Origin of the sequence: Streptomyces sp. 142MFCol3.1 (genome assembly GCF_000424945.1) — a bacterium.
Lineage (GTDB): Bacteria > Actinomycetota > Actinomycetes > Streptomycetales > Streptomycetaceae > Streptomyces > Streptomyces siamensis.
The window spans coordinates 51,459-74,615 of sequence record NZ_AUKV01000021.1; the positions used below are offsets into that span (position 1 = coordinate 51,459).

At 73.6% G+C, this 23,157-nt stretch carries 19 protein-coding genes and 1 tRNA gene; 10 read left to right on the forward strand and 10 right to left on the reverse strand.

The features are described 5' to 3' along the window. The first annotated feature begins 215 nt into the window (after positions 1-215). The 3 genes from H305_RS0128645 (at position 216) to H305_RS0128655 (ending at position 2,991) form a co-directional block, all read left to right on the forward strand. Positions 216-995 (forward strand): aspartate/glutamate racemase family protein, encoded by a 780-nt coding sequence (locus H305_RS0128645; protein WP_028803479.1) that lies wholly within the window; start codon positions 216-218, stop codon positions 993-995. Further along, complete coding sequence (locus H305_RS0128650) at positions 992-1,726, forward strand: aspartate/glutamate racemase family protein (RefSeq protein ID WP_028803480.1); 735 nt, start codon at positions 992-994, stop codon at positions 1,724-1,726. The genes H305_RS0128645 and H305_RS0128650 overlap by 4 nt, the downstream gene beginning before the upstream one ends. A 173-nt stretch (positions 1,727-1,899) precedes the next feature. Further along, positions 1,900-2,991, forward strand: a complete 1,092-nt coding sequence (locus H305_RS0128655; RefSeq protein ID WP_028803481.1) for an LLM class flavin-dependent oxidoreductase — start codon at positions 1,900-1,902, stop codon at positions 2,989-2,991. An 11-nt stretch (positions 2,992-3,002) separates the two neighbouring features. On the opposite strand, the gene H305_RS0128660 is transcribed toward H305_RS0128655, so the two are convergent. Beyond that, positions 3,003-4,982, reverse strand: a complete 1,980-nt coding sequence (locus H305_RS0128660; RefSeq protein WP_028803482.1) for a putative bifunctional diguanylate cyclase/phosphodiesterase — start codon at positions 4,980-4,982, stop codon at positions 3,003-3,005. Between the two features lie 352 nt (positions 4,983-5,334). Between H305_RS0128660 and H305_RS0128665 the strand changes: the two genes are divergently transcribed. After that, on the forward strand, positions 5,335-6,975 hold the full coding sequence (locus H305_RS0128665; protein WP_420708150.1) for a M6 family metalloprotease domain-containing protein: 1,641 nt from the start codon (positions 5,335-5,337) through the stop codon (positions 6,973-6,975). Between the two features lie 229 nt (positions 6,976-7,204). Here H305_RS0128665 and H305_RS0128670 read toward each other — a convergent pair. The 7 genes from H305_RS0128670 to H305_RS0128700 form a co-directional block, all read right to left on the reverse strand. Further along, positions 7,205-7,278, reverse strand: a tRNA-Lys gene (locus tag H305_RS0128670). After that, positions 7,269-7,964 carry a bifunctional DNA primase/polymerase gene (locus H305_RS49805; protein WP_107440119.1) on the reverse strand — a complete coding sequence of 232 codons (696 nt, stop codon included), beginning with the start codon at positions 7,962-7,964 and terminating at the stop codon, positions 7,269-7,271. Before H305_RS49805 ends, H305_RS0128670 begins: the two co-directional genes overlap by 10 nt. A 178-nt stretch (positions 7,965-8,142) precedes the next feature. Continuing rightward, on the reverse strand, positions 8,143-8,520 hold the full coding sequence (locus H305_RS0128680) for a hypothetical protein (RefSeq protein WP_028803485.1): 378 nt from the start codon (positions 8,518-8,520) through the stop codon (positions 8,143-8,145). A gap of 340 nt (positions 8,521-8,860) precedes the next feature. Then, positions 8,861-10,195 (reverse strand): AAA domain-containing protein, encoded by a 1,335-nt coding sequence (locus tag H305_RS0128685; RefSeq protein WP_028803486.1) that lies wholly within the window; start codon positions 10,193-10,195, stop codon positions 8,861-8,863. After that, positions 10,192-11,889 (reverse strand): hypothetical protein, encoded by a 1,698-nt coding sequence (locus tag H305_RS0128690; RefSeq protein ID WP_028803487.1) that lies wholly within the window; start codon positions 11,887-11,889, stop codon positions 10,192-10,194. Before H305_RS0128690 ends, H305_RS0128685 begins: the two co-directional genes overlap by 4 nt. Then, positions 11,880-13,172, reverse strand: a complete 1,293-nt coding sequence (locus H305_RS0128695; RefSeq protein ID WP_028803488.1) for a hypothetical protein — start codon at positions 13,170-13,172, stop codon at positions 11,880-11,882. The genes H305_RS0128690 and H305_RS0128695 overlap by 10 nt, the downstream gene beginning before the upstream one ends. Beyond that, a complete protein-coding gene (locus tag H305_RS0128700) occupies positions 13,123-14,124 on the reverse strand; it encodes a phosphatase PAP2 family protein (protein ID WP_037765649.1) in 1,002 nt (333 codons plus the stop codon). The genes H305_RS0128695 and H305_RS0128700 overlap by 50 nt, the downstream gene beginning before the upstream one ends. Before the next feature lie 252 nt (positions 14,125-14,376). Between H305_RS0128700 and H305_RS0128705 the strand changes: the two genes are divergently transcribed. Then, the gene (locus tag H305_RS0128705; protein ID WP_028803490.1) at positions 14,377-14,973 is read left to right on the forward strand and encodes a histidine phosphatase family protein; all 597 of its coding nucleotides are present in this window, start codon (positions 14,377-14,379) and stop codon (positions 14,971-14,973) included. 26 nt (positions 14,974-14,999) lie between these two features. Here H305_RS0128705 and H305_RS0128710 read toward each other — a convergent pair whose 3' ends face one another. After that, positions 15,000-16,595: a hypothetical protein gene (locus H305_RS0128710; protein WP_028803491.1), complete on the reverse strand. Its 1,596-nt coding sequence runs from the start codon at positions 16,593-16,595 to the stop codon at positions 15,000-15,002. A 298-nt stretch (positions 16,596-16,893) separates the two neighbouring features. Here H305_RS0128710 and H305_RS0128715 point away from each other — a divergent pair, with 298 nt between their 5' ends. Both H305_RS0128715 and H305_RS0128720 read left to right on the forward strand, forming a co-directional pair. Beyond that, positions 16,894-17,331: a hypothetical protein gene (locus H305_RS0128715; protein ID WP_028803492.1), complete on the forward strand. Its 438-nt coding sequence runs from the start codon at positions 16,894-16,896 to the stop codon at positions 17,329-17,331. Between the two features lie 155 nt (positions 17,332-17,486). Continuing rightward, positions 17,487-18,392 (forward strand): spermidine synthase, encoded by a 906-nt coding sequence (locus H305_RS0128720; protein ID WP_028803493.1) that lies wholly within the window; start codon positions 17,487-17,489, stop codon positions 18,390-18,392. A gap of 40 nt (positions 18,393-18,432) precedes the next feature. Here H305_RS0128720 and H305_RS0128725 read toward each other — a convergent pair whose 3' ends face one another. Continuing rightward, entirely contained in the window at positions 18,433-18,954 is a 522-nt protein-coding gene (locus H305_RS0128725; RefSeq protein WP_028803494.1) for a hypothetical protein, read from the reverse strand. 111 nt (positions 18,955-19,065) lie between these two features. Between H305_RS0128725 and H305_RS0128730 the strand changes: the two genes are divergently transcribed. From H305_RS0128730 to H305_RS0128740, 3 genes are all read left to right on the forward strand, one after another. Next, entirely contained in the window at positions 19,066-19,770 is a 705-nt protein-coding gene (locus H305_RS0128730) for a response regulator transcription factor (RefSeq protein ID WP_028803495.1), read from the forward strand. A gap of 259 nt (positions 19,771-20,029) precedes the next feature. Next, the gene (locus tag H305_RS0128735; RefSeq protein WP_028803496.1) at positions 20,030-21,409 is read left to right on the forward strand and encodes a sensor histidine kinase; all 1,380 of its coding nucleotides are present in this window, start codon (positions 20,030-20,032) and stop codon (positions 21,407-21,409) included. Between the two features lie 177 nt (positions 21,410-21,586). After that, the gene (locus tag H305_RS0128740) at positions 21,587-23,056 is read left to right on the forward strand and encodes a cellulose binding domain-containing protein (RefSeq protein ID WP_028803497.1); all 1,470 of its coding nucleotides are present in this window, start codon (positions 21,587-21,589) and stop codon (positions 23,054-23,056) included. The last annotated feature ends 101 nt before the right edge of the window (positions 23,057-23,157 follow it).

A 23,157-nucleotide genomic window follows, 5' to 3' on the forward strand; every position in this document is an offset into this window, starting at 1 on the left:
TTCGCAATGCGGGTCCGCTTTCCTGGGGAGGTGTGAGGCGGTTCTCCGGGGCGGCCGAGGCGGGATCCCGGGGCGGATCATGCGGTCGGACGTGCGCTCGGGGCCGTCTGAGATGCGCGGATTGACCACGCTCGCACCCGAACCTACCTTCGTCAACACGGGCCCGCCTACGGTCCGTTGTCCACCCGTTTCCCTTCGTGAGGCCGGTGACTGCGATGGATGTCTCCTTTCTCGGCGGTCCCCGCGCACAACGTGGCGTCGGCGTCGTCGCGCCCTTCGACTTCGCTCTCGACCGTGAGCTGTGGCGATGGGTGCCCGACGACGTCTCCCTGCACCTGACGCGTACCCCGTTCGTGCCGGTCGAGGTGAGCCTGGACCTGGCCCGGCTGGTCTCCGAGCACGAGACGCTCGGCGACGCGGTGCGCGCGCTGAACGCCGTCGCGCCCGAGGTCGTCACGTACGCCTGCACCTCCGGCAGCTTCGTCGGCGGGGTCGCGGGCGAGCGCGCGATGTGCGAGGCGATGACCCGGGCGGGCGCGGTCCCCTCGCTCACCACCTCCGGTGCCCTCCTCGACGCGCTGCAGGAGCTCGACGCCCGGCGGATCGCCCTGGTCACCCCGTACACCGTCTCGGTCACCCAGTCCCTGGAGGAGTACCTGGCCGAATCCGGCATCAGCGTCACCGGGCGGTCCTCGCTGGGCCTGACGCGGCACATCTGGAAGGTGCCGTACCGCGATGTGGTGACGATGGCCCGGCACGCGGCGCGCACCCCCGCCGACGCCCTCTTCATCAGCTGCACCAACCTTCCGACGTACGACGTCATCCCCCAGCTGGAGGCCGAACTGCGCATCCCGGTGATCTCGGCCAACCAGGTGACGATGTGGGCGGCGCTGCGCCAGCTGGGTACCCGGGCGGTGGGTCCTTATCAGCGGCTGATTGACAAGTCCGCCCGTGGGGGACCGGTACTGCCGGAAGAACAGGAAGGTTGGGCATGACCGCACTCGGATTCCTCTACCCCGGTCATTCGGCCGAGGACGACTACCCGCGCATGGAGCAGCTGCTCGGCAGCGACATCCGCCTGGCCCTGGTCCACACGGACATCGGGGAGGACGCCCACCGCGTGGACGCGCTGCTGGAGATGGGCTCGGAGGCCAGGCTCGCGGCGGGCGTCGAGGAGCTGCGCCTGTCCGGTGCCGAAGCGGTGGTGTGGGCCTGCACCAGTGCCAGCTTCGTGTACGGCTGGCAGGGCGCCCACGACCAGGTCCGCGCGCTCGCCCGGGCCGCGGGTCTGCCCGCCTCCTCCACGTCCTTCGGCTTCGCGCATGCCGTGGGGGAGGTCGGCGCCCACCGCGTCGCGGTCGGGGCGACCTACCCCGACGACGTGGCCGCGCTCTTCGCCACGTTCCTGAAGGACGCGGGGGTGGAGGTCGTCGGCGTGCGCGGCTCGGGGGTCGTCACGGCCGCGGAGGTCGGCACCTGGGGGCCCGACCAGGTCCTCGCGATGGCCCGTGCGGCCGATCATCCCGACGCGGAGGCCGTCCTGCTGCCGGACACGGCCCTGCACACCGTCTCGCACATCCCCGCCCTGGAGGACGCGCTGGGAAAGCCGGTACTCACCGCCAACCAGGTGACCGTGTGGGAGGCACTGCGCCTGGCGGACCGCCGGGTCAACGCCCCCGACCTCGGCACCCTCTTCACGAGGGAGCCCATCGTGCAGATGCCGTAGTGCCTGCCGGGGCCGGACGGGCCGATGCCCGGCCCCTCCGGCCCCGAGGAAGGGCCCGGTGAGCGGCTCCCGGTGCCGGGCCGCGGCCCGGCACCGGGAATAAACGGAGACACCCTCCTGTTCGTACTCCGCGAACCACGCGTCGTACGCAAGCGAAAGCAGGAGGCACCCCGGTGGACGAGACGGACGAGACCCGAGGCACCGCGCTCGGCAGCGCACCCGTACCCCTGTCCGTACTGGACCTGGTCACGGTCGGCGCCGGCCGCACCGCCACGGACGCGCTGCGGACCAGCGTCGCCCTCTCGCGCCTCGCGGAGTCCCGCGGCTTTCACCGCTACTGGGTCGCCGAGCACCACTCGATGCCCGGCGTGGCCTCCTCCTCGCCCGCGGTGATCCTCGCCCACCTGGCGGCCCACACCACCCGCATCCGCCTGGGGTCGGGCGGAGTCATGCTCCCCAACCACGCTCCTCTGGTGATCGCGGAGCAGTTCGGCACCCTGGAGGCGCTGGCGCCGGGCCGGGTGGACCTGGGCCTGGGCCGCGCCCCCGGCACGGACGGCGCCACGGCGGCGGCCCTGCGCCGCGCCGACCGCCTCGACGAGGGCGCCGACGACTTCCCGCAGCAGCTCGCGGAACTCACCCGCTTCCTCGACGACGACTTCCCGGACGGCCACCCCTACGCCCGTATCCACGCGGTCCCCGGCCCCGTCCAGTCGACCTCTCCGGGCGGCGTCCAGTCCCCGCACCGCCCGCCGATCTGGCTGCTGGGCTCCTCCGGCTTCAGCGCCCGCCTCGCCGCGGTCCTGGGCCTGCCGTTCGCCTTCGCCCACCACTTCTCGGCGCAGAACACGATCCCCGCGCTGGACCTGTACCGCGAGTCCTTCCGGCCGAGCGCCGTCCTCGACGCCCCGTACGCCCTCATCGGCGTCTCCGCCCTCGCCGCGGACGACGAGCGGGAGGCCCGCCGCCAGGTCATGGCCGCGGCCCTGAACATGGTCCGTCTGCGCACCGGCCGCCCGGGTCTGGTCCCGACGCCCGAGGAGGCGGAGGCGTACGACTACAGCCCGATGGAGCGGGAGTTCATCGACTCCTGGAACGTCAACGTCGTCCACGGCACGGCTGACGAGGTGCGGTCGGGTCTGGACGCCCTCCAGAAGCGCACCGGGGCCGACGAGCTGATGATCACGAGCCACGCCCACAGCGGCGACCTGCGGCTGCGCTCGTACGAACTGATCGCGGACGCCTACGGCCTGCCGAAGGCCTGAACCCGGCGGCCTCAGGCCTGCGCGCAGGCCTTGGTCAGCAGTGCGGAGATACGATCCGGCGCCACCGGCCGCGAGTACAGCCACCCCTGGCCTGTGTCGCATCCGATCCCGCGCAGCCGGGAGGCCTGCGAGGCGGTCTCCACGCACTCGGCGGTGACCGTCAGGCCGAGCCGGTGGGCCAGCTGGATGAGGGCCTCGACGATGACCTCGTCGGCCGCGCCCGCCTGCGCGGCCGCACCGTCGGCGCCCTGGGCGCCGCCGTCGGGGGCCTCGTACTGGAAGCCGCGGACGAACGAGCCGTCCAGTTTCAGCACGGACACCGGCAGACGGCTGAGGTAGGCCAGGTTCGAGTACCCCGTGCCGAAGTCGTCGATGGCGATCCGGACGCCCATGTCGCTGAGGGACTGGAGGGCCTGCAGCGGGCGGCCCGCCGAGCCCATGACCGCGGACTCGGTGAGTTCCAGCTGGAGCAGGTGCGGCGCGAGGCCGGTCTCCGCGAGGATCTCCGCCACGTCCGCGACCAGGTCGGAGTCCCACACCTGCCGGACCGCGACGTTGACGCTGACGAAGATCGGCGGCGCGTCCGGGTGGTCCAGCTGCCAGCGGCGGGCCTGCCGGCACGCCGTGGCGAGCACCCAGCGGCCGAGCTGCACGATCGAGCCGTCCTCCTCCGCCAGTCCGATGAACCGATTCGGCGTCAGCATGCCGAACTGCGGGTGGTGCCAGCGGACGAGCGCCTCGACTCCGCGCACGCCGCCGTCCTCCATGCCCACCAACGGCTGGTACTCCAGGGCGAACTCACCCCGGTCCACGGCCGCGCGCAGCGTGGAGGAGAGGGCCTGACGGGTCATGCGGTGGGCGTTGCGCTCCGGGTCGAACAGGGTCCAGCGGCCCTTGCCGTCGGCCTTCGCCCAGTACAGCGTCGTGTCGGCGGCCTGCATCAGACCGGTCGCGGTCGTGCCGGTGGCGCGCCGCTCGACGACCCCGATCGACGCGGACAGCGACAGCCGCTGGCCGGAGAGGTCGAAGGGGGCCTGGAGCGCCTTCAGGACGGATTCGGCGAGGTCCGCCACCTGGTCGGTCCCCGTGGAGTCCTCGACGAGCAGCGCGAATTCGTCCCCGCCGAGTCTGGCGACCAGGGGAGTGGCCGCTCTCGTGTACCCCGCCTCGTCGGCGCAGCGCGTCAGTCGTTCGGCGACGGCCGCGAGCAGCCGGTCCCCGACCCGGTGGCCGAGCGTGTCGTTGACGGCCTTGAACCCGTCGAGGTCCAGATAGCAGAGCCCGATCCGGCCGGTGCCGCCCTCCTCGTACGCCTCCGCGTCCAGCGCGGCCGACAGGCGCTCGAAGAACAGCGCGCGGTTCGGCAGCCGGGTCACCGGGTCGTGCATCTGCAAGTGGCGCAGACGGGCCTGGAGTTCACGCCGGGCGCTGATGTCGGTGACGGACAGCAGGACCGCGGGCTCCTGGGGCGACAGCGGGGCGACCGTGACCTGGACCCAGAGGGAGTGGCCGTCGGGATGCTTGAGACGGCGGGTGAAACGCAGCCGTGCCTGGCGTCCGCGCAGCACCTCGCGGTACGCGTGCCAGGTGCGGGCGTCGGACGCCAGGTCGACCAGGTCGGCGGCGGTCTTGCCGGGGAGGGTCCCGGCCCTGGCGCCCAGCAGCGTGCTCAGCGACGCGTTGGCGGTGACGACGAGACCCTCGCGGTCGACGACGGCCATGGCGAGGGGGGCGGCGGCGAACGCGGCCTGATGGGTGCGGGGTGACGTTCCGTCGGGTGCGGCGGCGGTACCGGGGAGGGGCTCGCCCGGGACGTACGGGGCGTCAGGGGCCCCAGGTGCGACGGATGTGCCCGCAGGGGAGTCAGGGGTTCGGGTCGTGCCGTGATGCGCCTCGGCCGACGGACGAGGAGATGACTCGATGTGACGCTCTGTGACGGCCGGCCGGACGAGGTCTGCCGCGGGCGCCTGCCCTTCGGAGGTTCCGCTCACCGCTCGCTCCCGCAGTGCACTCGTTCTTCGGATGGGTCTCTCGGGGCGGTCGACCGGTGAGGGACGGCCGCACAAGCCGTGTCCGTGCAGGAAAGTGCCGATCATAGAGGCTGGCCTCGGGGCATCGCAGCCACTGTCCAGTGTCCCGGAACAACCACCCGTTCTGACAGATCGTTTCTGCCTGCATCTGGGCGGTTTCCTTCCTTGCGCCGACCGCATGTGACGTTGCGTGAGTGTTCGGGGTGTCGGCCCCGGACGGCCCTCACCCTTCTGGTGCAGACAAACAGGGCGAAGTATGGCGAACTCGCCCAGGCTGGGTGCGGTATCCCCGAATCCGCATCCGGAGGTCCACGTGCCGCGTCCGCTCCCCCTGCGGGGTCTCGCCCGGGAGACCCCTCGCGGTTCCACCCGCGGGGCCCGTCGGGGTTTCACCCGCGAGGCCTTGCGGGGCCTGGCTCGTGACGGGGCGCCACGCTGGCGCAGCACCGCTGCCGTGTTCACCTCGATGACGGCGCTCGCCGCGACCTCCCTGGTGCCGGGACCCGCGCTGGCCGAACCCCACTCGGCCCCGTGCGCGCTGGAGCGGACCGACGCGCATCACTCGGAGGGCGTCGACACCTGGAACCCCGCCTATGCGCGCCCCACCCACCCGCTCGACGCGGTGATGGTCTTCCTGTCCTTCCCGGACGCGCGTCCGCTCACCACCCCCGCCGAACTGGCCGCCGACCATTTCCCGGCCACCAGCGACTTCTTCGAGCGCGCCTCCTACGGCAGGTTCACCCTGCGCGCGCATCCGCAGCCTCGCTGGATCCGGATGCCGCACCCCTCCACGTCGTACGCCATACAGCGCGACTGGGACGCGGAGGACCGCGCCGCCTATCTGCGCGACGCGCTCGCCGTGGCCGACAAGCAGGTCGACTTCTCCCGCTACGACATCGTCTACCTCGTCGCCGACCCGGACGCGCCGGGCGTCGACTCGGACGCCACGAAGGTCGTGAACCTCGACACGCCCCTGCACGCCGACGGCAAGGACATCCGCCGGGTCGTCACGGTCTTCGAGAAGCACCCGCCGGACCGGCTCGTCCTCGCCCACGAGACGGGTCACGTCTTCGACCTGCCCGACCTCTATCACCGGCCCTCCGACGGCAAGGGCGACTGGGACACCTACGTCGGCGACTGGGACCTCATGGGCAGCCAGTTCGGGCTCGCCCCGGACTTGTTCGCCTGGCACAAGTGGAAGCTGGGCTGGCTGGATCCGCACCAGGTGGCGTGCGTCCAGGGCCCGGGCAGTACCCGGCTGACGCTGGAGCCCCTGGGGCAAGGACCGGACGCCGCGGGTGCGGGTGCGGGGTCGGCCGCCAGGGGTGCTGCCGCTGCCGGTGCGGCCGCCAGGGGTGCCGCCGCCGCGGGGTCGGCTGCCAGGGGTGCTGCCGCCGCGGGTGCGCTCGCGGCCGGGTCGGGCATCTCCATGGCTGCCGCGTCGAAGGGTGTCCGTGCGGGAGACTCCGGCCCCGGCGCTTCAGGACCGGGCAGCGGCTCGGGCGCCCCGCTACCGGGTGTGAGTGGCTCGGGGGCCTCCGGGTCGCGCACACCCGGAACCGGTTCCTTCGCGGCGCGGTCCGGCGCGGGCCTCCCGGACGGGCGGAACTTCGGGGCCGGCCGGGGCACCAAGCTGGCGGTGGTCCCCACCGGCCCGGACAGCGCCCTCGCCTTCGAGGTGCGCGCCCCGGGCGGGAACGACGGCGCGACCTGCGCCCAGGGAGTGCTCGTCTACCGCGTGCACGGTGGGGCAGCGTCGGGCGGCGGCCCCATCGAGGTCGTCGACGCGCACCCGCGCACCGAGTCCTGCTGGGAGGAATCGGTGTACCCGCCGCTCGCGGACGCCCCCGTGGGACTGGGGGAGAGCTTCACGGTGCCGGGCGAGGACGTCCGCGTCGAGGTCGAGGGCCGCACGCCCTCCGGGGCGTGGACGGTGCGGATCACGACCGGCTGACGCGGATCGCGCCGACCGAGGGGATCGCGGCCGACCGAGGGGGACTGTGCCGGGCGAGGCCGTCGGTGATCGGCACGGGCGGGTGGCCGACGCAGGCGGGGCGGGCGGCACGGAGGGGAGGGGGAGGCGCTGTCGGCCGTTCGGGTAAATGCCGCGAGGTCGTCGTGCGCGAACATGACGATGGCGAGACCGGATGCGTTTCCGCGATCCTGCCTCGCCATCGTGAGCGTGCGCCGCCAGGGACTCGAACCCCGGACCCGCTGATTAAGAGTCAGCTGCTCTAACCAACTGAGCTAGCGGCGCCTGCTGACGTCGTAGACCTTAGCATCCTGATCGGCGGGAGGAAAAATCGATATGCGGACCGCGGCGGAGGCGGCCGCACGGGCCGCCCGGACGGCCGCCCAGAGCAGGATCTCCGGGCCCGGGAGCCACGGATGGCGGGTGTCGGGCGCGACGAGCCAGCGGGATTCCAGCCGCTCGGCCGGGTGCGGTCCCGAGGTGCCGGGGATCGGCGCGGGCACGGTCACCGCGTCGCCCGTGCCGTGGCAGAGCAGGGGCGGGACCGCTCCGCACCGGCCCGCGTGCCCGGTGCTGCCCGGGCGTCCCGCGTCACGGGAGCCCCACTCCTCCCACTCGAAGAGCGACGGCAGCCGTTGCGCCGTGCCGGGCGCGGCGAACAGCATCATCCGCCCGCGGTACGCGGCCACCGGCCCCGAGCCGGGTCCCTCCTCCCACAGCCGGTCGAGCATCCGGCGCCCGAAGATCGCGGGGGCGCCGACCACGTCGAAGACGGTGCCGCAGGGCAGGACGACGGGGGCGTGCGGGCGCTCCGCCCAGAGGGCGAGGGTGCTGCGCGGATACGTCCCCGCGGAGGCGAGCCAGGCGGCGCCCTCGGGGGTGGCCCCGCAGATGTCGGACCGGTCGGGCAACGCCGACGGGCCGCCGGGGGCGTGGGCGGTGGTGAGATCCGGGTTCCGAGTGCCGCTCATGCCGACTACATCTACCGGCGGTGACCGGTCCGTCCCCGAGGGTTGCCGGAAACCGGGACAGCGGGGGGCGGGGTGGAGTATTTTGCGTTGCCCCTCTGGCATATGCCGAAGGGTGGCCGTGCCGGGCCGGGGCGTGACCCGCGCCACGCGCGCGGGACGGCCCGGCCGGGCTACGGGTTCACAGAGGGTCGACGGCCCCGTGTCCGTGCCCGTTCCCCTCCACGCCCCGCAGCAGATCGCGGCCGAACTCGACCATCTTCTTCGCGTAGTCCTCGGTCCATTCGGCGCGCTCGCCGATGGCGGCGGGGGTGAGCCGGTCGAAGCGGCGCGGGTCGGCGAGCTGTGCCGCGGCGATGGCCTGGAACTCGACGGCGCGGTCGGCGGCGGCCCGGAACGCCTGCGTCAGCTCCGTGGCGCGGTCCAGCAGCGCGCGCGGGTCGTCGATCGACTCCAGGTCGAAGAAGTGCTCCGGATCCCCCGCGGCCTCCGCGGGCTCGAAGAGCAGGGGCGCGGGGCGTAGCCGCGGTTCGTTCCGACGCGGCGTGGGCTCCGCCATGTCTTCTCCTCCTCGTACGGTTGGGAACCCGCCTTGTGGGTGGGCCATCGTCCATTGTCCCCCGGCCGCGCAAGTGGGCCGCGGACGACGGGGCCCGAGCGCGGAACGGTCCTGTCCGGTCCGCCGCCGTGGTCGCCGACGGCCGTACGCGGTCACCGGCGCTCGTGCGCGATCACCGGACCGCGTGCGTCTCCGGCGGGTGCGTGGGTCCCCGGTCGGCCCCGGTCGGTCATCCGCGTCCGCGAGCGGTCGCCCGTTTCCTGCACCGGTGCCGCCCCTTTCCTGCGCCGGGGGCGCCCGTGTCCCGCAGACGTCCGCCCGCGTCCGGCACCGCGGCCGGTCAGGGCCGCCAGCTCACCCGATGCTCCGCCAGGTGCGACAACACCGCGTGATTGGCTTCCCAACCGTCCGGAAACTTCACCGTGACGCCCAGTTGCACGGGCTCGGTCGACGGATGGTCGTCGAGCAGCTCCGTCACGCCCTCCCGGCACACCACGATGCACGCGTGCCGGTGCCGGGACGCCAGGACGCACAACCGGCCCGTCTCCAGGTGGAAGGCGGTCGCGTCGGGGCGCCCGGACAACGGGTGCAGCACCACCGTCACGTCGAACTCCCGGCCCTGCAGCCGGTTCGCCGTGTCCACGGTGACGTCGGCGACGCCGAGATCCGTCAGCGCGGCCCGCACGGCCGCGGCCTGGTCCCGGTGCGCCGTGCCGACTGCGATCCGGTCGGCGGTCAGCGGCACCGGCTCCCCCGACCGCTCCGAGGTGGCGGCGCCGCCCCGGTCCAGCAGCCGCCGCACGACCCGCGCCACGGCCCGCACCGCCTCGGGGTCGGTGCGCGGAGTGTGCCGGGCCGGCAGCTCCAGCAGTCCCCAACCGGCCCGCGCCGCCTCGTCGATGACCCGGTCGGGACCCGAACCGTCCGAGGCGACCGCGAAGTCGAGCCGCCGGTCCTCGTGTCCCGTCCCGCTGCGGAACGGCGTGTACGGGTAGAACGCGTCGGACACCAGCGGTGCCGCGGACGCGGGCAGCCGCCAGGACACCGGCAGACGGTGCTGCGGGAGCTCGGGGTTGTGGGCGAGCAGCGTGGTCACCGCGGAGGCCGACGGGTCGTACGACAGCCCCGCCCACTGCTCCGCGCCGACGATGGCGAAGGGGTCCAACTGGCCCGGGTCGCCGACGAACAGGGCCCGCTCGAAGAGCCCCGCCACGGCCAGCAGCGCGTCCGACCGCATCTGGTACGCCTCGTCGACGATCGCGTGCCGCCACGGCTCCATGCCCTTGACGTGGGCCCACTTGGCCGCGGTGGAGATGACCACGTCCAGGCCCGCCAGGTCGGCGGCCTTCGTCGACTTGCGCACGTTGTCCAGGCCGTCGAGGGCCTTGTCGTACGGGTCGGGGTCGCTGCTGTGCAGGCGGCCGACGGACACGTCGGCGTCCTTCTCGGCGAGCCGCAGCACCAGGTCGTCGACCTGGGCGTTGGTCTGCGCGATGACCATCAACGGCCTTCCCGCGGACGCGAGTTCGAGCGCGGCCCGGACGACCAGCGTGGACTTCCCGGCACCGGGCGGGGAGTCCACCACGACACCGCGGTGCGTGCCGTGCAGTGTGTCGTGCAGGATCGCGTCGGTGGCGCGGGCCGCCGCGGCACCGGGATCGAAGACGGTGGTCACAGGAGGTCCTCCGGCGTCGTCGGATCCGGCAGGGGCACCGCGTCGGGCTCGCCCGGAGGCCCGCCGTGCGTCCACGGTGTCTCCTCGGGGTCGGGCAGCTTCGCGCCGCCGCGCTGCTCGTGCTCGAAGAGCGTGAAGCAGACGGGGTCGCCCTTCTCGGGCACGGATCCGGCGTCGGGCTCCTTGCCGCGGCCCATCTTGTCGACGATGCGCAGCACCACGAGGACCTCGCCGCCGTCCGGGTCCTGGGCCGACGTCACGTCCTCGCCGGGCCGTGCCGAGCCGTCGGACTCCGCGGTCCTGCCGGACTCGCCGGATCCCCCGGCCCCGGGGAGCGTCTCGTACCCGACGAACTCCGCGGACTGCGGCTTTCCGCCCATTGAGCGGTACACCTTGGCGCGGTCCCCCAGATACGGCCGGTCGTCCGTGCGCACCGTCACCAGCGGGCGCGGACTGGGCCGCTTGCCCTCGCTGTACGTCATGACCACATCGACGACCTCTCCCGCGAAGGCCTCCCCGGCGAGTCGGCGGCCGGCCATGACGAGCGGGTCGTCCAGGGCCTCCTGGGCTTCCAGGCGGGCCTGTTCGCGCTCGCGCGTCGCGAGTTTGTTCGCCGCGGTGACCGCGTCGTCCCGGCGGGGCTGCGGCGGCTCTCCGGCACGGACCCGGTCGCGGTGCCCGGTGAACGACCAGCGGTCGCGGGTCCAGCGGTCGGCGGCGTGCGCGCCCTCGGGCAGCCCGCGCAGCAGGTCGAGGCCGTGCCACACCGCGTCCCAGGTGGGACGGGTGACGTCGGCCACCAGGTCGCGGATCTCCTGCTCGGCGGCGGTGACGAGGCCGAGCCGGTCGTCCGCCTCGACACCGTCCTCGGCGGCGGCGAACGCGGCTCGCGCGCGGTCGTAGCGTTCGATGGCCGGGGCCAGCAGCTGGTTGTCGAAGGCGGGGTCCGTGGCCGGTCCGGCGGGCGGGCGGACGAGCTGTCCCCGTGCGTCGCGCGTCGTCCCCGCGTGCAGCGCCGCCTTTGCGCCCAGCATGCCCTCGGGCGGGTCGATCCACGCGAGCAGGGCGCCCAGGTGCTGATCCTCCAGACTGCTCTGGCCGGTGGCCCAGTGCCGGGACAGTACGTCGGTGAGGGCGAGCAGCAGTGCGGAGCCGGGCACCCGGGCCCGCTCCGCGTAATGCGTGAGCCACCGGCCGAACAACGGGACCCGGGGCGGTGCCGGATGCGGCGTCTCCGGGTCCTGCTCGGCGGTGCGCCGAAAGCGTGTGGAGCGGCCGAGCAGTCGTACGAACTCGACGCCCGGCCGGCTCGGGACGATCAGCTGCGGGGCGTCCGCGCACAGTTCGACCTCGACCTTGACGCGCTTGCCGGTCTCCCGGTCCGTCTCGCTGCGCTCGGCCGGCTCGACGGCGTCCGCGTACGTGTCGATGTACGGGAGCACGACGTCGGCCAGTTCGGCGAGGAACGCGGACCGCAGGTCCCGGTCCCGGGGCTGCGGCACGACCAGCAGCCGGGGGGAGTTCCGGTCGGTTCCGACGAGCGCGCCGAGCGGTGCCCCGGCCTCGCCCGCGGTGGTCAGCGGCACCAGCACCAGCGGCCGTTCGGTGAGGTGCCGGTGCCGCACGGTGGCGGCGGGCTGGGCCCGTCCGCTCTCCACGGCTTCGAGCCGGGCGAGGGTGGAGATCAGGGACATGCGGTGCCCTCCAGGGCTTCGGACGCACCCGCGCCGGCAGGGTGGCCGTCCAGGGCCTCGGCCCGCAGCCGGGCCGCCCGCCGCAGCATGGCGACCGCCGGGTCGCGCGGGTCGCCCGCCTCGCCGTGCGCCGCCGCCAGGACGTCCGTGACCGAGGTCAGGCCGCCGAGCTCCGAGCGCAGCGAGCGGCCCAGGGACGTGACCGCACCCTCGGCGAGCGCACGGTCGCGGCAGTGGAAGGCCAGGTCGCAGGCGGACAGGCACTCGGGGGCGTACGTCGCCGGGACCGCTTCGACGGCGGTCGTCAGCTCGGCCGCGGGGAGGTCGGGGGAGAAGCAGGTGCCCTCGGGCAGGGCCGCGGCGATGTCCTCTACGCGGGTGAGGCGGGCGAGCTGGCGCCTGGTGACCGCGCGCTGCTTGCGGATGTCGACGGCGGAGGCGGCCGGCAGGTTGGAGAAGTCCTTGGGGCACACCAGGAGGATCCGGTGGGAGACCTCGGGGGCGCCGGTCCGGACGCCGCGCACCGAGGGCGCCCCTGCCGGGACCGCCGTCCCCGGTGTCCCGGCCGGCGCGGAAGGGACGGCCGTGTCCGGCTCCCCGGCCCCCTGCCCGGCCGCGGTGTGCTCCTTCGGCGGTGTGCCGAGGCGGGCGGCGACCTCCTCCAGGGCCAGGACGTATACGGCTGACTGCCGGGCGGCGGCGCCCACCTTCGCCGGGTCCGCCGAACCGTCGAGCATCGGGAAGGACTTGATCTCGACGACCGTCCAGCGGCCGTCGGGGTGCACGACCACGGCGTCCGGCTCCAGGAAGGCGGGGGAGCCGGCGACGTCGAGGGCGACCATGGGGTGGTCGAGCAGCGTCCAGACCCCGGCCCCGGTGGCCTCGCGCAGCGCGAGCGCCGTCCGGGCGGCGCGTCCCTCGGGGCCGACGGCGCTCAGGTCGGGCACGACACCGGCCGTGGGAGGCTCGGCGCGCGGGTCCAGCCGCTCGTGCACCAGCCGCAGCAGCTCCGCGCCGCCGTCGGCCTTGACCCGTGCCTCGAACGCATTGCCGCGCATGAAGGCGAACTGGGACTGCCCGAAGCCGGACGGCGCCCCCAGCGCGCCGGCCAGCTTCGCCTTGTCCACGCCCGCACCGTCGAGCAGGGCGCGCCGCTCGCACCCGGGGTTCGCGGCGAGCGCCGCGAGGGCGCGCGCGTCGAGGGACCTGGGCGGTACGTCGGGGCCGCGCAGCTCAGCGAGCCGCTGCCGGAGCCCCGTCCCCCGCGTCCGTGGGAGAGGCACCCGGTTCGGCTCCCGGCCCGGTTCGGGACTCGCGCTGTCGGGGAATTCGCTCACCCGCGGAAGTCTGGCACCCCGCACTGACAATTGAGGAACCTGCGGCGTCCGGGGCGGTGGCGGACCGCGGGAACCGCGCGACCAGCCGCGTCCTCGCCCGGTCCGCGAGCCGCATCACGACGGGGGTCAGCAGCAGACCTGCCCCCATCACCGCGGCACCGGCGACGGCGTCGAGGAAGTAGTGGTTCGCGGTGCCCATCACGACGATCGTGGTGAGCAGCGGATACGCGACACCCGCGAGCCGGGCCAGCGGGGTGCGGCCGTGGCGCCACAGCATCACACCGCACCACAGCGCCCAGCCCACGTGCAGGCTCGGCATCGCCGCGTACTGGTTGGTCATGCCGCCCAGGCCCCGCGGGGCGCTCGCCTCGCCGCCCCACCAGCCGTACGAGCTGTACTGGGCCATCGTGTCGACGAAGCCGTGGCCCTCGGACAGCAGCCGGGGCGGGCAGGTCGGCAGCAGCGTGAAGCCGATCAGGCCGATGAAGGTCGAGGTCATCAGCCAGGTGCGGGCCGCGCGGTAGTGCGCGGTCCGGAAGCGGAAGAGCCAGACGAGGAGCACGGGCGTCACCAGGTAGTGCAGCGACGCGTACCAGAAGTCGGCCGGGACGCCGAGCCAGGCCTCGCGGGTGAACAGCCGGTTCAGCGGGTGTTCGGCGTTGAGGTGGAGGACCTTCTCGATGCGCAGGATCTCCAGGCCGTGGTCGACCGCGCTGGAGGTGTCGCCGCGGGCGAGCAGCCGGCCCGCCGAGTACGACGCGTACACCAGCAGGATCAGCGGCAGTTCGGTCCACCAGCGCAGGCGCGCGTGCAATCCCGAGACGTCGCGCAGGTCGGTCCACCTGCGAGACCGGGCGCGTGGTGCCGACCCGGTACGCGGTGCATCGGTCTGCGGCATCCGATCGCCCTCCCCCATCTGCTTCTGCTGTGACCCCACAGTCTGCACAGTGTCTGGAGACGATCGGTGGCCGCATGCGATTTTACGGTGTAAGTGAACGCCCTCGGTGGGCGCCCCCGGCCCTCAAAGACGCGGAGATCGCCCGCCGGGTTGCCCCGCGGACCCGTGAGCGATGATGGAGTGACCCACTCCCCGCTCGTCGCCGAGTGACCCGTTCCCCCTCGTTCACTCGTCCCGGAAAGGTCTCCTTCCATGGCACCGCGCATCCTGCTGGCCCGGCACGGACAGACGGAATGGTCGCTGTCCGGCAAGCACACCGGCAGGACCGACATCCCGCTCCTGGAGGAAGGGCGGCGCGGCGCCAAGCTGCTGGGGGAGCGGCTGCACCGTCCGCCTCTCGACGGCCTCGACGGGGTCGAGGTGCGCACCAGCCCGCTGGCACGCGCGCGTGAGACCTGCGAGCTCGCCGGGTTCGGGGACCGCGCGACCACCTGGGACACGCTCATGGAGTGGGACTACGGCACCTACGAGGGCATGACCCCGGCGGACATCCAGGCCGTCCGGCCGGGCTGGTTCATCTGGCGCGACGGCGTCCCCGGGGGAGAGTCCCTCCAGGAGCTCTCGGCGCGCGCGGACGCGGTCGTCGCCTGGGCGCGTGCCGAAGACCGCGACGTGCTGGTCTTCGCCCACGGCCACATCCTGCGCTCCATCGGTGCCCGCTGGCTCGGCCTCCCTCTCGGCTTCGCGGCCCGTATCCGCCTCAACCCGACGTCGCTGTCGGTGCTCGGCTGGGCCTACGGTGAGCCCGCGATCGACGTGTGGAACGACTGCGGGCACCTGTCCGCGTAGGGCGATCCTGCGCCGTCGGCCGTCCCTCAGGCCGGGCGCGGCAGGCTCGCGTGGCGGTCCAGGAACGTCGAGACGCCCGACGCCCTGCGGTGTGGGAGCAGGACGCGCGCCGTTCCCGCGAGCATCGTCTGGATGCGGGAGGACTGGACCTCGTTCAGCAGGTCCAGGACGCGCAGACCGGCGAGGGCGGCCTCGTCGGGGCGGCCGCCGCGCGCGAGGTCGTCGGCCAGTTCCGCCGTGTAGAGGGCGATGTTGCGGGTGAAGTGCGGGTCCTGGAGCTCGGCGGCGCGGCGGGCGTGCCGGGCGGCGCGGGGCCAGTCTCCCAGCGTCGACCAGCACTGCGCCTCCAGTCCCTCCAGTTCGGCCTCTCCGTAGAAGGTCATCCATTCGGGGTCGGCCTCGGAGGGGCCCCGCTCGAAGAGGGCCTGCGCACGGGCCAGGGCCTGCTCGCACCCGGCGCGGTCGGCGAGCCCCGCCCAGCCGCCCGCCTCGCGCAGTGCGAGCAGGGAGAGCAGGCGGGGGGAGCCGAGGGGTCGCGCGGCGCGCTGCGCGGCCTGTGCGGCACGCACGGCCTCACGCGGGCGCCCGGCGTCGCGCGCGAGGAACGCCGTGTTGCAGAAGGCGTGGGCCTCCAGGCCCGGGTCGCCCGACATCCGGGCGGTCGCGAGGGCCTCCGCGTAGTGCGAGCGGGCGTCGTCGAAGCGCCCCGAGTCGTGGGCCAGCCAGCCCACCGAGATGGCCAGTTCACCGGCGCCCGCGTACAGCCGCTCCGCGATCGACTGCCGTGTGGTCCCCGCGTCGAGCAGCGCGTACGCCGTCCGCAGCGGGGCCGCCGCGCGCCGGTAGAGGCCGTCGGCCCCATGGCGGTCGTCGAGCAGCCGGATCTTGCGTACGGCCTCTTCGAGGGCGCCGGCCTCGGACGTGCCGGCCCGGTGGACGCGCCGTTCCGCGGCTGCGGCGCTGCCGCCGAACGCGCCCGCGAAGGGCCCCAGTGAGGCCGCCGCCATGGTGGCGGTGCCTCCGGTCATGAATGCGCGACGCTGCACGTCGCTCTCCTCGTGGTTCTGATCGTGGTCCTCGTACGGGTCGCACGGATCGCACGTGTGGTGCGGGTGGTACCTGTCATGCGGGTCGTACGGGTGATGCGGATCGTGCGGGTGGTGCAGGTGGTGCAGGTGGTGCACATCGTGCGGTTGGTGCGGTGCGTGCTGCGCCGGAACGCGGTGCGCTTCCGGAGTCTCATACGTCTCGTGCGCCTCCTCCGTCTCATGCACGGCGTACGACAGGCTCGCGGAGTGCGAGGAGGGCGCCTCTCCCGTGCCGCGCGCCCCGCGCCCGCGTACCCATGAGCGGGGAGTGAAGCCCAGGTCCGTGAGCGTTCGGCCGGGGAACATGTGCAGGAACACCCGCTCGTACGCGTAGTTGGGGCAGCGGATCTCGCCCGCCTCGACGCGCCCGATGTAGCGCGCGTCGCAGCTGACCCGCTCCCCGATCTCGCGCGCCGCCCGCCGGACCGCCGCCGCGAACTCGCTCGGCGAGCGCTGTCCGCGCAACCGCCTGAAGGCGAGGTTCGGCCGCGGTGGCCGGGGGGACTGGGACGAGGTCACCGCTGACGACGCCATGGCCGGGCCCTCTCTTGCGAACCGTCGAACCATGCCGGACCGAGGACGGGTTGCACTGGTTCGTGACCAGTGGTGCCCTGCTTCCGGCGCGGCAAGAACGTACCTGCTGTGACGGGTCCGCCACGCTGGGTTTGGCTACAAAACGGATATCTCATCCACGATCTGCCATGAACTGCCATCCTTTGCGGCGGTGTTACGCCGTAGCCGTTGACGTTCCGCAGCGTTGAACCCTGCGGACCGGGAGCCACCCGAACTCCCGACCCACTCGTCAAGAGGAGGGGTTCCGTTGGAGGCCGGGATGGAGACCAGGCAGAGCACCGATTTCCGTACGTCGACGACGACCGCGCAGCACAGGCCGTCCCCGGAGTGCAGCGCCCCGCCGGAGCCTGCGTCCGAGTGCGACCTGGTGACCGTTCCCGCACGTCAGGGCCTGGAGGCGGTCGACATCATCCGCCGCGGTGCCTGCGAAGCGGTCGGCCCCGTGCTCCACGACGACGGCTGCGACACCCTCGGCTTCCTCGTGCCGCCCGGCACCGCCGACGCATGGGACGTGCCCGGCAGCACCTGCACACAGACCAACGGCCGCGGGCTCAGCCTGCCCCCCGAGCCCCCGGTCGAGGGCTCCGACTGGCTCCTGCCGCCCGGCGAGGCGGACCTCGCGACCGACCCGGCCGTCCTGCGGGCCGCGCTGGGAGAGGCGGCCAGACTCATCGAGGCCGCGGACAACTGCCGCTGACCTGGGCCGGCGGCCGCCCCTGGACGCCGACGCCGGGGGCGCCTGCCGTTCCCGGAGCCCGGGCCGCGCCTGCGGACAGCGCCCGCCGGCCCCGGGCACCGACCTCGCGCACCGGCCGTCGGGCCGAGCCGCCCGTACCCCCGGATAATGGTCTGATGGCAAGGGCGAGGAACAAGCGGTCGGACGAAGGCCGTGAGACGGGGCGGGGCGCGCGGCGCGGACAGCGGGAGGCCGGCGCGGTCGTCGAACCCGTCGACGGCGGACTCGCCGAACTGCTGCCCGACCGGGACCGGGCACGCGCCTGGACGCTGCTGATCGACGGCGCCCCGCAGTCGCACGTCGACCTCGACGACCCCACGTACCTGAGCTTCGAGTACCAGCGCCGCCTCGGCCACGTCATCGACCTCGTCGCCCCGCCCGGCAAGCCCGTGCACGTCGTGCACCTCGGCGGCGGCGCCCTCACCCTGGCCCGCTACACCGCGGCGACCCGCCCGCGCTCCACCCAGCAGGTCGTCGAGCGTGACGCGGCCCTCGTCCAACTCGTCCGCCGCGAACTGCCGTTGGATCCGAACGCGCGGGTCCGGGTGCGCTCCGCGGACGCCCGGGCAGGTCTCGCCAAGGTGTCCGACGGGTGGGCGGACCTGGTGATCGCGGACGTGTTCAGCGGGGCGCGCACACCGGCCCACCTGACATCCGTCGAGTTCGTCACGGAGGTGCGCCGGGTGGTGAAGCCCGACGGCTTCTACGCCGCGAACGTCGCCGACGGGCCCCCGCTCTCGCACCTGCGCCGCCAGATCGCCACCGTCGGGGTCGTCTTCCCCGAACTCGCGCTGGTCGCCGACCCCACGGTGCTGCGCGGCAAGCGCTTCGGGAACGCCGTCCTCGTGGCCGCCGCCCGGCCGTTGCCGGTCGCCGAACTGACCCGGCTCGCGGCCTGCGACCCGCACCCCGCGCGGGTCGAACACGGCAGACAGCTCACCGGGTTCACCGGAGGCGCGGCCCCGGTCACGGACGCGGCGGCGGTCGCCTCACCGGCGCCGCCCCCGTCCGTCTTCCGCTAGGCCCGACGGCCCCGCCGCCCCGGAGGCCGGTCCCGGTCGCTCAGTAGGTGCCGATCTCCACGCGCGGCGGCCCGTCGTGCCACGTGCAGAACACCGACACCCGGTCCGCGCCCGAGCTGAACTCCACGCGGATCCACGCCTCCGTCTTCCACACCTGCATCGACCAGCCGGCGCCCGGGGTCGCCGACACCAGCGTCGCGGACGTCTTCCCCAGGTCGAAGACCGCCCGGCCGCCGTCGGTGTCGTAGCTTTTGACCCGGCCGGAGGCGGAGGCCGAAGGGCTCGGGCCGGGGGTCGCCGAGCGGGACGGCGACGCGGTGGCGCCGGGGCGCCGGCTCGCGCTCGGCCGGTCCGACGGGCTCGGCGACGGCTCGGCCCGCCGGGTCGAGGAGGCGAGCGGCTTCGACTCCTGGGTCGTCGCGTCGCCCGCCGTGATGGGCAGGGCGCGCGGAGGGTCGTACGCCGTCCCCGCCATCACCGTGTGGACACCCCACCACGACAGCGTGACCGCCGCGCCCGTGGCGAGCGACCAAGCAAGTCCGTGTACGAGTCCTCTGCGCATTTCCCGGCCATACTGCACCACCGGCCCCACGCGTGTCTCTCGGCCGCGTCCCAGCGGGGGTTGTCCACAGGTGCCGGACCGGCATCCCCCGGATGGCGTACGGTGCCGCCCATGGCAAGTGTGCTCGTGGTCGAGGACGACCAGTTCGTGCGCTCGGCCCTCATCCGGCATCTGACCGACGCCGCACACACCGTGCGCAGTGTCGGCACCGCCCTCGAGGCGCTGCGCGAGGTCGCCCATTTCTCCTTCGACGTGGTCATCCTCGACCTCGGCCTGCCCGATCTCGACGGGGCCGAGGCGCTGAAGATGCTGCGCGGAATCACCGACGTGCCGGTGATCGTCGCCACCGCGCGGGACGACGAGAGCGAAATCGTCCGCCTGTTGAACGACGGGGCGGACGACTATCTGACCAAGCCGTTCTCGGTCGAGCACCTGTCGGCGCGGATGGCCGCCGTGCTCCGCCGCTCACGCGCCGGCACGGGGGACGTGCCGCCGTCGACCGTCATCCGCGTCGGCGGGCTCGCCATCGATCCGCTGCGGCGCCAGGCCGAGCTGGACGGCGCCCGACTGGACCTCACCCGCCGTGAGTTCGATCTGCTGGCCTTCCTGGCGGGGCGGCCCGGCGTGGTCGTGCCGCGCAAGGAGCTGCTCGCCGAGGTGTGGCAGCAGGCCTACGGCGACGACCAGACCATCGACGTCCATCTGTCGTGGCTGCGGCGGAAACTGGGCGAGACGGCGGCCCGGCCGCGCTATCTGCACACCCTGCGGGGCGTCGGGGTGAAGCTGGAGCCACCGAGAGCGGAGCCGCCGCTATGAGGCGCGCCGGCGCCGGGCGGCCGGACGCCGTCCCGCAGCGACCGGCCGGACGGCCGGATGCGAACGGGCAGCCACCGTCGGCGCGTTCAGCTGCGACAGGGCGCGAACCGGCAAGTCGGCCGGGGAACAGCGGGCAGGCCCCGGCAGCGCGTCCGGGTACGAAGCGGCCGGCACCGGTAGCACGTTCGGGTGCGCGCGGGCAGGCGCCCGCAGCGCGTTCGGGCGCGAGCGGGCGGGCACCGGCAGGAGAGCGGGCGTCATGAGGTGGGCGCTGGTCAAGGTGTGCGTGGCGGTGACCACGATGGTCGTCGTCGCCTTCGCGGTGCCGCTGGGCCTCGTCATCAAGGAGATGGCCCGGGACCGTGCCTTCTCGAACGCCGAGCGCGAGGCCGCCGCCATCGCCCCCGCGCTCTCCATCACCACCGAGCGGGACAAGCTGGAGCGGGTGGTCGCCTCCGCGGGCTCGGACTCGGGGATGGCCGTGCACATACCCGCCGCCGACGGCACCGCAGCGGTGGAGATCGGCAAGCGGCGCGCGGCCGGCAAGGACATCGCCACCACCCGCGAGCTGGGCCGTGCCTCCACCACCGAGGTCCCCGGCGGTTCCACCCTGCTCCAGCCCGTCGCGCTGAGCTCCGGAGAGATCGCGGTCGTCGAGGTGTACGTCCCCGAGTCCGCGGTCAGCAACGGCGTCGGTACGGCCTGGGCGGTGCTCGCCGCGGTCGGCGTCGCCCTCATCGTCGGCTCCGTCGCGGTGGCCGACCGGCTCGGCGTGCGCATGGTGCAGCCCGCCCAGCGGCTGGTCGAGAGCGCGCACGAGCTGGGGGAGGGGAAGCTGGGAGCCCGGGTGCCCGAAGAGGGCCCCACCGAACTGCGGCTCGCCGCCGTCGCGTTCAACTCCATGGCCGACCAGGTCGTCCAGCTCCTGGCCAACGAACGAGAGCTGGCAGCCGATCTGTCGCACCGGCTGCGCACCCCGCTGACCGTGCTGCGCCTCAACACGGCATCGCTGGGCGACGGTGCGGCCGCCGAGCAGACCCGGGCCGCCGTCGCGCAGCTGGAGCGTGAGGTCGACACGATCATCCGGACCGCCCGCGAGGCCAAGCCGCAGACCGCGGCCAAGGGGGTGGGCGCCGGCTGCGACGCAGCCGAAGTCGTCCGCGAACGCATGGACTTCTGGTCCGCGCTGGCCGAGGACGAAGGACGCAAGGTACGCATGGCCGGGGTCGAGAGGCCGGTCCGGATACCCGTCGCCCGCGCCGACCTCGCCGCGGCGCTCGACGCCCTGCTCGGCAATGTGTTCCGGCACACGCCCGAGGGCACGGCCTTCGCGGTCGACGTGCACAACGGCGAGGACGCCGTGATCGTGCTGGTCTCGGACGCGGGCCCCGGCATCGCGGACCCCGAGGCGGCGATGGCGCGCGGGCGCGGGTCCGGGAGCGACGGCTCCACCGGGCTCGGGCTGGACATCGTGCGGCGCCTCGCCGAGTCGACGGGCGGTGACGTGCGCATCGGTTCCTCCGTACTGGGCGGCACCGAGGTGCGCATCTGGATCCAGCTGGACGGACGGACCCCGGAGCGACGGGGCCACCGGGGCTCCGTACGGCGCCGTAGGCGGGGCGGCGTCGGCGTGCGCTGACCCCCCGAAGCATCCTCGATTGGTCTCGACCTTTAACCACCCCCGATGCCTTCCTTAAGCGCACCCTAAGATCCTCGCCCCTCGTCCGGATGAAGCGGTTTGTCCGATTCCGGATCGCTAGCGTGCTGCCGCACCCACCCCTGGGAATCCCCGTGAAACCGCGAAGGCAGGCACGCGATGAGCAGCACGCACCGGCGCAAGGTCAGTGGCAGGAACAAGGCGATAGGCGGCCTCGTCGCAGCGGCCGTGGTCGGCGGTGGCGCCCTGCTGTTCACCGGAACCGCGCAGGCCGCCGGTGTCGGCGCCGCGTACACCAGGACCAGCGACTGGTCGACGGGCTACACCGCGCAGTACGTCATCACCAACGACAGCGCCCAGGTGAAGGCCGACTGGACGCTGGAGTTCGACCTGCCCTCCGGCGCCACCCTCAGCTCCCTGTGGAACGGCGAGTCGAGCGTGAGCGGGAAGCACGTCACCGTGAAGCCCCCCTCCTGGGACAAGGACGGTCTGAAGGCCGGCGAGTCCGTCACCGTCGGCTTCGTCGTGAACGGCACCGCCGACCCGACGGGCTGTCTCGTCGACGACACCAAGTGCTCGGTGGACGACGGCGCGACGCCCGAGCCCAGCGGCCGACCGACGCAGTCCGCGACCCCCACGCCCACCCCGACCGCCACCGCCTCGCAGAGCGCCACCCCGACGCCGACCGCGACGGCCACCCCCTCCCCCTCGCAGAGCTCGGGCAGCGGCAACACGACGACGGCCGGCTTCGCGCCCTACGTCGACACCTCGCTCTACCCCGCCTTCGACCTGGTCGGCAGCGCCGCGGCCACCGGCGTGAAGAACTACAACCTGGCCTTCGTCACCGACGGCGGCGGCTGCACCCCCAAGTGGGGCGGCGTCACGGACCTCGCGAGCGACGGCGTGGCATCGCAGATCGGCGCCCTGCGCGCCAAGGGCGGCGACGTCCGTGTGTCCTTCGGCGGCGCCTCCGGCACCGAGCTGGCGACGAGCTGCTCCTCGGCCGACGCGTTGGCGGCGGCGTACGGGAAGGCGGTGGACGCGTACGACCTCACGAAGGTCGACTTCGACGTCGAGGGCGGCGCGCTGCCCGACACCACCGCGAACACCAACCGGGCGAAGGCGATCGCCGAGCTCCAGCGGCAGCACCCGGACCTGGACGTGTCCTTCACCCTGCCGGTGATGCCGGAGGGTCTGACCCAGGACGGCGTGAACCTGCTGTCCAACGCCAAGTCGAACGGCGTGAAGATCAACACCGTCAACATCATGGCGATGGACTACGGTCCGGCGTACAGCGGTGACATGGGCACCTACGCCGAGCAGGCGGCCACGGCCACGCAGGCCCAGGTCAAGAGCGTCCTCGGCCTGTCCGACAGCGCCGCCTGGAAGGCCGTCGCCGTCACCCCGATGATCGGCGTGAACGACGTCTCCTCCGAGATCTTCAAGGTCGACGACGCTTCGCAGCTGGTGACCTTCGCCCGGTCCAAGGGCCTCGGCTGGCTGTCCATGTGGTCCGCCACCCGCGACAAGCAGTGCCCGGGCGGCGCCAAGAACTCCGCCGATGCGACGTGCAGCTCCGTCGTCCAGGACGCGAACGCCTTCTCGAAGGCCTTCGCCGCCTTCAAGTAGCCATCGCCCCACGGGGGTTGCGCGCCCCGGCCGGACCTCCCCCCACCCGGCCGGGGCGCCGACACGCGTGCGGGGCGCGGCACCCCCCTCGGGTGCCGCGC

What these genes read in the sequence shown, in the direction of transcription:
- H305_RS0128645 (WP_028803479.1), top strand. Translation starts at nt 216, where the DNA reads ATGGATGTCTCCTTTCTCGGCGGTCCCCGCGCACAACGTGGCGTCGGC.
- H305_RS0128650 (WP_028803480.1), top strand. Translation starts at nt 992, where the DNA reads ATGACCGCACTCGGATTCCTCTACCCCGGTCATTCGGCCGAGGACGAC.
- H305_RS49805 (WP_107440119.1), bottom strand. Translation starts at nt 7,964, where the DNA reads ATGAGCGGCACTCGGAACCCGGATCTCACCACCGCCCACGCCCCCGGC.
- H305_RS0128680 (WP_028803485.1), bottom strand. Translation starts at nt 8,520, where the DNA reads ATGGCGGAGCCCACGCCGCGTCGGAACGAACCGCGGCTACGCCCCGCG.
- H305_RS0128690 (WP_028803487.1), bottom strand. Translation starts at nt 11,889, where the DNA reads ATGTCCCTGATCTCCACCCTCGCCCGGCTCGAAGCCGTGGAGAGCGGA.
- H305_RS0128700 (WP_037765649.1), bottom strand. Translation starts at nt 14,124, where the DNA reads ATGCCGCAGACCGATGCACCGCGTACCGGGTCGGCACCACGCGCCCGG.
- H305_RS0128705 (WP_028803490.1), top strand. Translation starts at nt 14,377, where the DNA reads ATGGCACCGCGCATCCTGCTGGCCCGGCACGGACAGACGGAATGGTCG.
- H305_RS0128710 (WP_028803491.1), bottom strand. Translation starts at nt 16,595, where the DNA reads ATGGCGTCGTCAGCGGTGACCTCGTCCCAGTCCCCCCGGCCACCGCGG.
- H305_RS0128715 (WP_028803492.1), top strand. Translation starts at nt 16,894, where the DNA reads ATGGAGACCAGGCAGAGCACCGATTTCCGTACGTCGACGACGACCGCG.
- H305_RS0128720 (WP_028803493.1), top strand. Translation starts at nt 17,487, where the DNA reads ATGGCAAGGGCGAGGAACAAGCGGTCGGACGAAGGCCGTGAGACGGGG.
- H305_RS0128725 (WP_028803494.1), bottom strand. Translation starts at nt 18,954, where the DNA reads ATGCGCAGAGGACTCGTACACGGACTTGCTTGGTCGCTCGCCACGGGC.
- H305_RS0128730 (WP_028803495.1), top strand. Translation starts at nt 19,066, where the DNA reads ATGGCAAGTGTGCTCGTGGTCGAGGACGACCAGTTCGTGCGCTCGGCC.
- H305_RS0128735 (WP_028803496.1), top strand. Translation starts at nt 20,030, where the DNA reads ATGAGGTGGGCGCTGGTCAAGGTGTGCGTGGCGGTGACCACGATGGTC.
- H305_RS0128740 (WP_028803497.1), top strand. Translation starts at nt 21,587, where the DNA reads ATGAGCAGCACGCACCGGCGCAAGGTCAGTGGCAGGAACAAGGCGATA.